Here is an 11,890-nt window from a genome sequence, read left to right as displayed (position 1 = left end):
AATTATTTGTTCCAGTTTGCCGGATCTTTTCTCCATGCATCCAGAGTTTCCAGATGGTCGGCCGTCACATTTCCGTTGCTTACTGCAACTTTTAATAGGGTTTGGTAGTTGCTCAGGGTTTGAAGCTCTACGTTTTCTTTTCTGAAATTCTCTTCTGCAACGCTAAAGCCGTAAGAAAATATTGCCAGCATCCCCAGTATATCACCACCTCCATTACGAACAGCCTCGGCAGCTTTAAGGCTGCTGCCACCGGTTGAAATTAAATCTTCGATGATGACTACTTTCTGTCCTGGTTTTAGGTCACCTTCTATCAGGTTTTCCAGGCCATGCCCCTTCGGGGATGATCGAACATATATGAATGGTTTCTTCAGAATGTCGGCTACCAAAGCCCCCTGCGCGATTGCTCCGGTGGCAACTCCTGCAATGACATCTGCATCAGCAAATTTTTCCTTTATGATTTCAGCAAATGCATTTTTTATGTAATCTCTTACCTCGGGATAAGAGAGTGTTTTTCTGTTATCGCAATAAATGGGGGATATCCATCCGGATGCCCAGGTAAATGGGTTTGCCGGTTGCAATTTTATTGCTTTTATTTGTAATAAATGTGACGCGATTGTCTCTTCCGTTTTTTTCATTTTGGTTTTGTTTACCTGTTTGATTATGCAAATGTATAAAATCTTTTTTAAGGAGCGGGTCGTTTTTTTGACCAGGGAGGTTGCTCCATTGATGTCAATCGATTTTGACGCTGTGTTAAAGTATGGCAACCAGGGAGAACTGAAGGATTTTATAAATCGATTTGATGCGGATAAAAGATTAAAAACGGCCATCATATACCATCACAATGCTTACGATTTATTACAAAATTTCCGTGCCTGTTTTGTCAATCTCCCTGCTGCTGGGGGGTTGGTATGGAACGGTGAGAGAAGCCTGTTTCTAGGGATGAAACGAAGAGGGTGTTTTGACTTGCCAAAAGGGAAGGTTGAAAGGGATGAAACTTTTGAGGAGGCAGCCATTAGGGAGGTAGAGGAGGAGTGTGGAATTATTGGTGTTCAGCCATCTAAGTTCTTGGTCTCAACCTATCATACATACAAGATTGGGAATAAACATATATTTAAGGAAACCCGCTGGTATGATATGTTTTACCTTGGAAATGAACTACCAACTCCGCAAACAACTGAAGATATTGAGTCAGTTTTCTGGATAGACCCGGGCGATGTTGATACTGTGCAAGGCCAAACCTACTCATCAATATTGGAAGTGATGAAAGCAGGGGGTATTATCTGTAAATAATCTCTATTCTTTTCATCCAGATGTCTTCTTTAGGCCTGTCGCCTCGTCTGGTTTCCACCAAACTAATTTTATCAACAACATCCATCCCAGAGGTTACTTCACCAAAAACAGTGTATTGATTGTCGAGGTGAGGAGCACCTCCAATGGTACCGTAGATGTGTCGCTGTTCTTCTGTGTAGGTTATTCCGTACCTCATTTCCAATTCATTCAGTTCTGTTTCTCCAAACCTACGTCCTGCCACTATATAAAACTGGGATCCATCTGATTCATCTCTCGGGTTGCTTGCATGTGGCAGTTTGGAAGCAGCAATGGCACCACGTTTATGGAATTTCCCGGGTACAATGTCCATGGGGATGGTATATCCCGGGCCTTGCCAGCCCACCACCTCCCCGGCGGTTGCTTCTCTGGTGTCAGCAGCACCGGTTTGAATGAGAAACCCTCTAAGTACTCTGTGGATTAATAAATTGTCGTAATACTGATCGGTAACAAGCCGTATGAAATTGTCGCGATAATTTGGCGTTTCATCGTAGAGTTTTATTTCGATGTTACCCATATCTGTTACTATTCTGAAACCTCTTATTGTTGTATGAGAAGGGTAAACGCGGTTGCTTTTTCTGCTTAGGTCGATTACCGGTCGAGACTCATGCTGGTCTGCCAGCATTTTGTTAATCGAACTTCCGCGCAATACGACTTGTTGTTTGGTATCGTCGTCCTCGGTTATGGTTTGAACAATTCCGGCCAGACCATGATCGTCAAAAAATGCAGGTCTTCCATTGTCAAGTCCGGCATGCAAAATGAAATACTCTGCAGAGTCTTTTGCTGATGTTTTATTAACAGCTGCCCTTTGAACCATTAATTGGCTTTGAGGTCTGAGAAGCGTATAAAGCGTGTCGGTTTGGGAAATGGGGTCAACAGCTTCCAGGTAGTTGTTGTTGGTTCTTTGCACATTAAGAAGTACCAGATTTTTCTCCAGAGAATATGCTGTGTAACCGTTCACATTAAAGAATTGCTGGGTTCCGGTGGGAGCAAAGCGTACTCGATAAGCACCCTGTACCAGATCCAGATTGGTGACGATGGTATGTGGCCCTACGTAAAATCCGAAACCACGCTGCATGTTCCTGGTGTAATGGTCGAAAGTATGAATATCCACCATGGCTCCAATATTATAGCTAAACGAACCTCTGGAAACAGGTTTCTCGGCTTCCGTAGTTGGTTGAGATTCCCCTCCGCCACTTCTACAACTGCTTGCAATTATTATTAGAAGGAGATAAAGATATGTTTTGATCCTTCTATACATGTCTATAGTTTTTTAATGGTAATCCTCACATCCTGCATAGGTCTGTCATGATCGTCAGTCGCCAGTTTAGCAATTCTCTCAATCACGTCAAGACCTTCTATTACTTCACCGAAAACGGTGTAATCTCCATCCAGATCAGGTAATCCACCTATGGTGGTGTAGATTTCACGTTGTTTCTCTGTATAAATAAGATGATCCGATAAATTGAATTCAATATCAATGTTTGATCTGATCTCTCTCAGCAATTCATTGAAACCTCTAGGGTTTTCTTCTCGCAATCGATCAAGTTCTTCTTTATGCGGATCGTAATATTTTTCACGCAGCTTGCGACGAATCGGGTTGTTAACCCTTCGCTCCAGCATATCAAGCTCTTCATGCGTGAAAACCCTTCCATGAACGATGTAAAACTGAGATACATCCGACATTCTAAAATGATTTACGTCCTCAGGCTGGCGTGGAGCGCAAAGCGCTCCTCTCTTATGGAATCGACCAGGGACAAACTCTGAACTTATGATTTTTGTTGAACTTCCGTACCCAATGCGCCTTCCGGGAGCTGCATTTCGGGAATCAGATGAGCCTCCCTGTATTACAAAATTCTCAATAACACGATAAAAGAGTGTCCCATCAAAGTGTTTCTGACTTACCAGGTTCAAAAAGTTGTCGCGATGATTTGGTGTATCGTTGTAAAGCTTTATTTTCATGTTGCCCATATTGGTTTCAATAAGGACGTGATGAACTGACTCGTTTTGAGAATTAATATGGCTGGTAATTAGTGTTATTATACTAATTACCAGCCACTTTCTTAATATGTTTGAATTGTGATGTGTTTGACCCATCGTTTGATATCCTTTGGGGTTTATTTGTTTTTTATTTTATCCGGATGTTCAATTTTATGTCCTCAACAGGTCTGTCGTGTTGATTGACTTCCACTTTTGCAATTTTGTCTATAATTTCAAGCCCTTTAACAACTTCTCCAAATACAGTATATTCACCGTCAAGATGTGGCACCCCTCCAATAGTGGTATATGCTTCACGTAATTCCTGAGGAATTTCAATTCTAGGTAATGCCTCAATTTCAGGACCTGCTTCTTCAGATATCTCCATCATTAACCTCTCAAATCCTTCCCGGTCGCCTGTTTGTTGAAACTGCATTATTTCATTCCGATATGGCTCGGCGTATTTCATGAAAACCTGTTGACTTTTCCTTTCGTTCATGAAATGTTCCATTTCGTCAAGCTCTTCATTTGAGTATACTTTACCATGTACAATATAGAATTGCGATCCGGAAGATTTTTTTTCCGGATTTACCTGGTCTCCCTGTCTGGCGGCAGCTAGTGCGCCTTTTTTATGAAATAATTGTGGGTACATAATTTCTGCGTCCAGTTTGTAATCCACACCGCCACCACCAAGCATAGCGTTAGGCATTGCGTCGCGTGATCCCGGATCCCCGGCTTGAATCATAAATTCATTAATAACCCTGTGGAACAATAAGCCTTCATAATAGCCTTCTTCAACCAGTTTTAAAAAGTTATCGCGATGAACCGGGGTTTCATCGTATAGTTTAATAACCAAATTTCCGTATTCTGTTTCTAGTATAACATGAGTACCTTCAGAAGTTTGACAAAAAGCAAAGAATTGCAACAATGCTAAAAGTGATATTGAAAAGAGAATTTTTTTCATGATGTTTGTTGTCGTTAATATTAAAAAGTATTGTTTGATTTGAAATATGTTACTTTGAAAAAATGCGAACACTTAGAGACTGTTTAAATTTATATCGAATTGATTATAAAGATCTTTAGATATTAGATTTTTAGACCGATAGACAAGACAAGATAGAAAACCAGTGATGGCTAATCATCTCTCAAATCTATTCTAATTTGTCTAATCCCGAAGCCTCTGGATAAAGATCTATAATCTATAAAATTCTTTATAAATTAAATTTAAACAGTCTCTTAATTTAATTTGTCTTTAAAGTACTCCATCATTGCTTTTTTTAACAGATGCTTTTGGAATGAAGGACTTAATCCTTTGACACTTTTAATCTCCTTGAATCTTGGCCACCCTTCCTGATCTTCCTCAATCTCTTCAAGATACCCCAGATGCGATAAAAGTTTGCATTTCCCCAGATTGATTAAATCCATTTTTTCTTCTCTTGGATAGTGGGTCATTCCTGTTCCCCTTTCCTGAATTCCTATGATGAACAGCATGAAGTCATAATCTGCCGTCACTTTAAAGTGACGGCTAACCATCAACACCAATTCATCCCACGTATAATCTATGCTTTCCATGCGCTAACTTTTTAAAATTTCTTTAAATGCCCTGGCAAAAACATCCTCAATGGTTTCCGAAACAATTTCCTCAACCAATGGGTCTTCAACTATTTCATCAGTTTCAAAATTCCAGTGTTTCAGATGCCAATCGCCATTTTCATATTCTAATGCCGTCATGTTATCCACCCAGTCGCCTGAGTTGATGTAGGTGATGGCTCCAACCGGGGTTCTGATGCGTTTTTTTGCGGGTCGGTGAATGTGACCACAGATAACATAATGATATCCTTTTCGAATACCCAGTCTTGCTACCATGGCTTCAAATTTTGAAACGGCCTCCTTTTGCCCTCCTTTTACTTTGTCTTTTATTTTTCCTGCCAGTGATATTTTTTTCTTTCCAAACAGGGTCAATATGCCATTAACCATTTTGTTGATGCCGGTAAGAATACCATATCCCACTGAACCCATTTTTGCCAACCATTTTGAGTGATGCATCACCACATCGAACACATCGCCATGAAAAATCCATGTGGATTTTCCATCAAGATTGAGAACAACCTTGTTGTCTATCTTTAACCGTCCAAAATCTATGCCGGTAAATCGTCGGGCTATTTCATCGTGATTACCGGGGATAAATATGATTTTGGTGCCCTCTTCGGCCAATTTGAAAAAATAGCGAATAACTTTCAGGTGCGATGTGGGAAAGTAGCTGGGCGAAAATCTCCAGGCATCAATGATGTCCCCATTTAGTACAAGCGTTTCGGGTTGAATGGTTTTTAGATAAGCATGTAACTGTTCGGCTTTGCTGCCGTATGTGCCCAGGTGGGCATCGGAGATGACCACCGCTTTTACCTGTCGTTTCGTTACATGTTTTTCACTCATACATTTGTGTAATAATAGCAAAGATATAAAAAATGAATTCTAATCATGAATGAGGTGGTTTATATCTGGTAAAGAAACTGTGAAATAAAACAAAAGAACCGGCATTGCCGGTTCTTTTGAACGTATTCCGCTCTATGCCTTTTTATAAAGGCATAGTGTTTTTTTCAATTGTTCTTGTTAGACCTTATTCGGTTTCATTGTCTTTTTCGTAGTTTTTATGGAATATTTTCAAGGCATACAAACTTAGTTTGTATCCTACATATATTAGAACCGGAAAACTTGCTAACCAAAGTATTTGTGTGAGATGTTCCATCTTTTAAGTTTTGAATGATTAATAAACGTGATGTTCGCTCTCTTTGTTCATATGTTCTTCACTTATTTTGGTTTTATCTACAGCTCGCCATGCAAAATAAATGTAGGCAATTACCACAGGCACAAACAATGAAATATAACTCATGGCCGTAAGTGTGTAATGGCTTGATGAAGCATTCTGTATGGTTAAAGAACTTTGTAAGTCATACGACGGATAAAATGCGGTGTTATTATAACCCAGTATCCAGAATATAGACATAACGGTGGCAAAGGTTCCGAAACCTGAAAACCAAATTCCGCGATTGCTCTCTTTCGCCCAGGTGATAAATATGCCATACAAAACCAGAGGAACTCCAACCAGAAACAGTATGAGAGCAACCGGCATCTGAAGGTAGTTGTTGAGGTATTTGTACGATTCCATAAAAACAGCTCCGGTCTCAGGGTTGTAAGCATATCCGTCCTTAATCAGAATTCTAACCAGAAAATAGAGAAAGAACACGGTGAAAATAGCACCATTGATAAGTGTTTGTTTACGAGCTCTTCGAATGATGTCGTCTGACTCAATGTTGGTTATGATGTACATGGCACCAAGCGTACGAGCCAAAAACAGCACCGCAAAACCAAGCGATAAGTTTGTGAAGCTTACCAGTATGTCCAGTCCGTACCAGCTTGAACCCCATTGCGACAAGTTGTATTCGTTGCGAATGAAATCGCTACCGGTAAAAAAAGTGGCAACCACCACTCCAAGGAGGATGGTACCAAGAAATCCATTGATGGTTAAAAACCAGTCGTATGTTTTTTGGCCAAATATGTTCCCCTTTTTTCTTCGGAACTCGAAAGAAACTGCCTGGAGGACAAAACATACAAGAAAAATTTTCCACGCGTAATATGCCCCTCCCAGCGAAACGGAATACCATAGCGGAAACGCGGCAAACATGCCTGCGGCAAATACAATGAGTGTGGTAAATGTGAACTCCCATTTTCGGCCAATGGAGTTTACAATCATGTTTTTTTCGTTGTCGGTTTTTCCTAATACACCCACCAGTGTTTGCCCGCCCTGCACAAATAACAAAAACACAAGAACGGAACTAACCACCGACATGATAAACCACCAGTATTGCTGTAGTTGTAAATGAGATAATGCTTCAAACATTTGGACCTCCTTTCGTAGATAAATTATCCGGACCTTTGCGAATGGCTCCGATCATGATTCTGTATTCTGCAATGACAAGTACCGTAAGCATGGTAGCAAAGAGCCAGAATGTGGCAATTACCGCATTGGCGCTGATGTTGGACGTGGAAATCATGGTTGGCAATAGTCCCTGAATGGTCCATGGTTGGCGCCCAACTTCGGCCACAATCCATCCGCACATGGATGCTATAAAGGAGAGTGGGAAGCACCAAATGCCTACATAAAGCAACCATTTCTGATTCTCGATGCGGTTCTTAACCGAAAGGTACACAAACAGTAGAAGAACCCCAATGAACAACATTCCGGAAATCACCATGATCCTGAAACTGTAAAAAATCAATGGGATCTTCCGTGGAATAATCATCTCCGGGGAGTGAAGATTTCCATATCCCATGTATTGATAATATTCATTAAACAGTAATTCGGCTTCCTCCATGCCTTGTGGGTCATTGTTTTTTTGTGCTTCCTTATAGTCGGCTAATGCACCAAGTGCAATGCGTCCTTTTTCCATTTTTTCTTCGGCCGACATGATTCCAAACTCTTCGTTACCATAAACCAGATCGTTCATACCCGGAACGAAAGCATTGGCGTCGCGGTAACCTAAAATGGATAGCATTTTGGGAATCTCCATTTTAAATAGGAAATCCTTTTTGTCATCGCCAAGTTTTTTGTTTGGATTGAGAATTCCCATCATAACCAGCCCTGCGCCTTCTTCTCCATCAAATAGGCCTTCCATGGTGGCCAGCTTTGCTGGCTGTTTTTGTGCCACATAATAAGCAGATCCGTCACCGGTCATAGCCAGATAAACGCTGGACAGAAGTCCGAAAGTAGCCGCCAGTACAATGCTTCGCTTGGCCAAAAGGATGCTTCGCTTTTTGAGCAAATACCAGCTGCTGATGGCTATTACAAAGAATGCTGATATGACAAGACAGGATGTGATGGTATGAAGAAATTTATTCATGGCGTAGGGAGAAAATAAAACTGCCCAAAAATCAACCATCTCATGTCTCGCGGTGTCGGGGTTGAACACCATTCCTACCGGATAGTTCATCCATCCGTTTGCAACCAGAATCCAAAGAGCCGACAAGCTGGCTCCGAAAGCCACAAGCCAGCAGGAGAGCAGGTGAAACTTTTTGCCAACTTTTCCCCATCCAAAAAACATCACTGCAATGAATGTGGATTCGAGAAAGAAGGCCATTATACCTTCTGCTGCCAGTGGTGCCCCAAAAATATCTCCGGCAATCCACGAATAATTGGCCCAGTTGGTTCCAAATTCAAGCCCTAAAATAATCCCGGTTCCAACTCCAATGGCGAAGTTTATCCCGAATAGCTTAGCCCAGAATCGAGCCAGCCGTTCCCATTCCGGGTCACCGGTTTTTACATGTATGGTTTGCGCAATGGCTATGATGTAAGTTGTTCCAATGGTGATTGGAATAAACAGCCAATGATAAAAGGCAATCATGGCAAACTGTCCCCTTGACCAGTTCACCAACGTAAAATCAATGTTCTCTATCATCTTTAAGGGTTTTATTATGGTTGTCAAGTAATTTCTTTATCACCTCTTCGCTTCGGTGGTCTTCATTTTCGTATTTGGGTTTTAGAAAAGTAGGGTAGAGATAGCCTTTTAAAAAGCCATAGAACATTGCAAACTTTAGAAAAATGATTAGCAGCAGAATCTTCGCAAGGCTTGATTCTTTTACCTTTTTATAGATATACAGGAAAAATTCCTTCATGACTTTTGCAATATATAACAATCGTTAACGAATTTCAAATATAGCAAAAAGAGTGTTTCGTTTTTTATTGAAGTTCAATAAATGTTAAAGCTGTTTGTCAGGCAGTTTTGGTATGAATTACAAGTAGAGAAAGAGTGTTTGATGGTTATTTTGCAGTCAGTTAGAGTGTTCTGTGTTGGGATTGAACTAAAAAAGAGGTAATGAATTACCTCTTTTTTAAAAAGTCAATAAAAAAAATAATGCTGTAAAGCATAAAAAATGCACCAAGCCAACTTAAATATTAACCTGAAAAAAATCTCTTTTTTGCATAAGTTTGACTAAAGTCCGTTCAAGTGTTTGATATCGAGTTCTTCACTCAGATTTATGTCACGCTTTGTAATCAATTTAATGGTTTTGCTTTCACCCGGCAACAAATCAAAAAAGTTATCGGTAAAGAAGACATCTCCATAAGGAGTGTCAAAAAACAGATTTTTTGCCAAATTATCTGTTGTTACTGTAATGGTGTAACCGTCAGTAGTTTTTTCAGAACTCCATGTGATGTTGGCTTCCGGTAAAAGTAGGTCTTTAGGTTTGTGGAAATAGAAAATGTTATCTGCCAGAGTAGTGGGGCCATCGGTTAACTTCATGCTGACAACTGTTGAGGCTAAGTTGGCATGCTGTTGTAACTCACGGATGTCATTTTCCATAACCATCATAGATGAGTTGGCTTTTACTGTTACGTTTTGCGAAGTTGAAAAAATCTCCCTTCCAGAGAAATCCATAACTTTTATATGCAATCGAGCATTTTCAACAGGTGTAAGTCGGTCACTAACCACATAAATACGTCCTGCATTGCCATCCACTTCTGCCGAAATAATAATCTCTTTATTGGCTTTCCTTACGGCATAGTGAGCTGCTTTCCAGCGTCCGTAGTAATCAACTGTTGCCCATGAAATGGTAGGCCAGCTGTCGTTAATTTGCCAATAGAGTGACCCCATACAATGGGGCATGTTGCGGCGGTGTGCTTCCAAAGCAGTGCGATAGCATTTGGCGTGCATTATTTGGCTCACATATACAAAATCTTCGAAGTTGTCCGGCACGTTATAATAGCGTTCCATATATCTTTTAATCATATCGTTGCCGTCGAATCCCGGTTCGATGTACTCCATGGTTCCTCTTTGTCGATGGCGCATCACTTCCGAGTGAATGTCCCAATCCCCTTCCTCTGAAAAATCGCTGATGGTATGCATGCCCGGGAAAGCCTGCATTCCATATTCGCTGACAAATCGTGGGACGTTTTTTCCATAACTGGTGAAAGGCTCTTGCCCAAACCAGATGGTCCAGTCATGTTCATCACCCGATTTTCTGTCGGCCTTCTGATTTCCATAGGCCATTGGTGAAGAGGCCCAGTAGGAGTTTTTGGGATCATACTTTGCCACAACTTCAGGGAGTATTTCATCCCAGATTCGTTCATAGGTTCTCCACATGAAATCCCTCTCTTCAGGGGTGTACATCTCTTTCCAACCCCATTCGTGCCATCCGTGCAGGTTTTCGTTGTTGCCACACCATAGAGCAATACAAGCGTGATTTCGTAACCGTTTAACATTGTACACGGCCTCTTTGCGGATGTTCTCAAGATGAGCTTCATCTCCGGGTTGGAGATTGCATGCAAACATAAAGTCCTGCCAGATCAGAATTCCGTTTTGGTCGCATAGTTCATAAAACAGATCTTCTTCATATATGGCTCCTCCCCATACACGAAGCATATTCATATTGGCATCAACAGTGTTTTTAAGCAACCGTTCATATACCTCAGTAGTTACTGAGGGGGTAAGTGTTTCCGATGGAATGACGTTGGCGCCTTTCATGAAAACCGGAACCCCGTTTAATTCAAAATAGAAAGAACGTCCCACTTCATCAGGCTCTTGGATCAGACGCAAGGTACGTACACCATAATTCAGTTCATATTTGTCAATGATCACATTGTTTTGAGCCAACCTCAATTCAAAGTTGTATAAATGAGGCTCTCCCAATCCGTTTGTCCACCAAAGTTTTGGGTTTTTAATCTCAAAATCGAAGGGGATTTGGTGTTCACCTTCTTCCAGTTTCAACTGTAAGTCAACTCCGGTTTTCTGTCCGTTGACGAATAGTTGTACCTGGTGTGTCCCCTGGTTAAGTACATGAAGATTTACATGACCGGTGATTTTCGCCAGATCACTGTTTGCCGATGTGGTATGAAAATATACATCTTCAATTTTTGCCTGATTCCAGGCTTTTAAATAAATAGGTCGCCAAATACCCGATGTAACCAAACGCGGCCCCCAATCCCAACCGTAATGAAATGGTGCTTTGCGGGTAAAAACGCTGGTTCTTTTATCTTCCGGTGCTTGTTCATTTATGGATGGAATGATGTAATCAATTTGTTGCAGTTTTTTCATTCCCACCCTAACAGGGGAATGAAAGTAAATGCGTAAAGTGTTTACTCCTTCAACCAAATGCTCTTTTACATCAACACTGTATCCGACAAACATGTTGTTGGCAGACAATATCTTGTTGTTGTTCAGGAAAACATCTGCATAAGTGTCCAGCCCCTTAAAATTCATCTCTATTACATCCGAGTCAAGGATTTCTGAGTCGACATTGAACGTAGTCTGATATATCCAGTCCTCATTCTCGATCCACTGTACATCGTTTTCGTATAGTCTGTAGTGGGGGTCTTCAATGATTCCGTTGTTCATTAAATCGGCATGAACAGTTCCGGGAACTACGGCAGGCATCCAGTTGTTCTGTCCGTTTTGAGTAAAAGTCCAATTCTGAGAAATTTCAATAACCATTGGAAGTTTTTTTTCTGATGTTTCGCAACTGAGAAGAATTAGCGCACCAAGGGCAGTTGTTATTGCCAGGGTAATTTTTCTAATCATAAATTGTAGGTGTTTTT

General features: G+C 40.9%; 11 protein-coding genes. 1 reads left to right on the top strand and 10 read right to left on the bottom strand.

Going from position 1 to position 11,890, the window contains the following annotated elements; genetic code table 11:
* Window positions 1-2: 2 nt before the first annotated feature.
* Window positions 3-635, bottom strand: a complete 633-nt coding sequence (gene pyrE / locus EV194_RS00945; protein WP_132431164.1) for an orotate phosphoribosyltransferase — start codon at window positions 633-635, stop codon at window positions 3-5.
* A gap of 25 nt (window positions 636-660) precedes the next feature.
* Between pyrE and EV194_RS00940 the strand changes: the two genes are divergently transcribed.
* Window positions 661-1,290, top strand: a complete 630-nt coding sequence (locus EV194_RS00940) for an NUDIX hydrolase (RefSeq protein ID WP_165921768.1) — start codon at window positions 661-663, stop codon at window positions 1,288-1,290.
* On the opposite strand, the gene EV194_RS00935 is transcribed toward EV194_RS00940, so the two are convergent.
* The 9 genes from EV194_RS00935 to EV194_RS00895 form a co-directional block, all read right to left on the bottom strand.
* Complete coding sequence (locus EV194_RS00935) at window positions 1,277-2,587, bottom strand: peptidylprolyl isomerase (protein WP_132431160.1); 1,311 nt, start codon at window positions 2,585-2,587, stop codon at window positions 1,277-1,279. The two genes, EV194_RS00940 and EV194_RS00935, sit on opposite strands and share 14 nt — an antisense overlap.
* A 2-nt stretch (window positions 2,588-2,589) precedes the next feature.
* Complete coding sequence (locus tag EV194_RS00930; protein WP_132431158.1) at window positions 2,590-3,423, bottom strand: peptidylprolyl isomerase; 834 nt, start codon at window positions 3,421-3,423, stop codon at window positions 2,590-2,592.
* A 31-nt stretch (window positions 3,424-3,454) separates the two neighbouring features.
* Window positions 3,455-4,267, bottom strand: a complete 813-nt coding sequence (locus EV194_RS00925) for a peptidylprolyl isomerase (RefSeq protein WP_132431156.1) — start codon at window positions 4,265-4,267, stop codon at window positions 3,455-3,457.
* 272 nt (window positions 4,268-4,539) lie between these two features.
* Window positions 4,540-4,875: a hypothetical protein gene (locus tag EV194_RS00920; protein WP_132431154.1), complete on the bottom strand. Its 336-nt coding sequence runs from the start codon at window positions 4,873-4,875 to the stop codon at window positions 4,540-4,542.
* Window positions 4,876-4,878: 3 nt separating this feature from the next.
* On the bottom strand, window positions 4,879-5,736 hold the full coding sequence (locus EV194_RS00915) for a UDP-2,3-diacylglucosamine diphosphatase (protein WP_132431152.1): 858 nt from the start codon (window positions 5,734-5,736) through the stop codon (window positions 4,879-4,881).
* 331 nt (window positions 5,737-6,067) lie between these two features.
* Window positions 6,068-7,201: a cytochrome d ubiquinol oxidase subunit II gene (gene cydB / locus EV194_RS00910; RefSeq protein ID WP_132431150.1), complete on the bottom strand. Its 1,134-nt coding sequence runs from the start codon at window positions 7,199-7,201 to the stop codon at window positions 6,068-6,070.
* Window positions 7,194-8,756, bottom strand: coding sequence for a cytochrome ubiquinol oxidase subunit I (locus EV194_RS00905; RefSeq protein ID WP_132431148.1), 1,563 nt, complete (start codon window positions 8,754-8,756; stop codon window positions 7,194-7,196). The genes cydB and EV194_RS00905 overlap by 8 nt, the downstream gene beginning before the upstream one ends.
* Window positions 8,740-8,973: a DUF4492 domain-containing protein gene (locus EV194_RS00900; RefSeq protein WP_132431146.1), complete on the bottom strand. Its 234-nt coding sequence runs from the start codon at window positions 8,971-8,973 to the stop codon at window positions 8,740-8,742. Before EV194_RS00900 ends, EV194_RS00905 begins: the two co-directional genes overlap by 17 nt.
* 317 nt (window positions 8,974-9,290) lie before the next feature.
* A complete protein-coding gene (locus tag EV194_RS00895) occupies window positions 9,291-11,873 on the bottom strand; it encodes a beta-mannosidase (protein WP_132431144.1) in 2,583 nt (860 codons plus the stop codon).
* Window positions 11,874-11,890 lie beyond the last annotated feature (17 nt).

This window comes from Natronoflexus pectinivorans (assembly GCF_004345615.1).
Classification (GTDB): Bacteria; Bacteroidota; Bacteroidia; order Bacteroidales; family Marinilabiliaceae; genus Natronoflexus; species Natronoflexus pectinivorans.
This window is presented reverse-complemented; position numbering and strand designations above follow the sequence as displayed.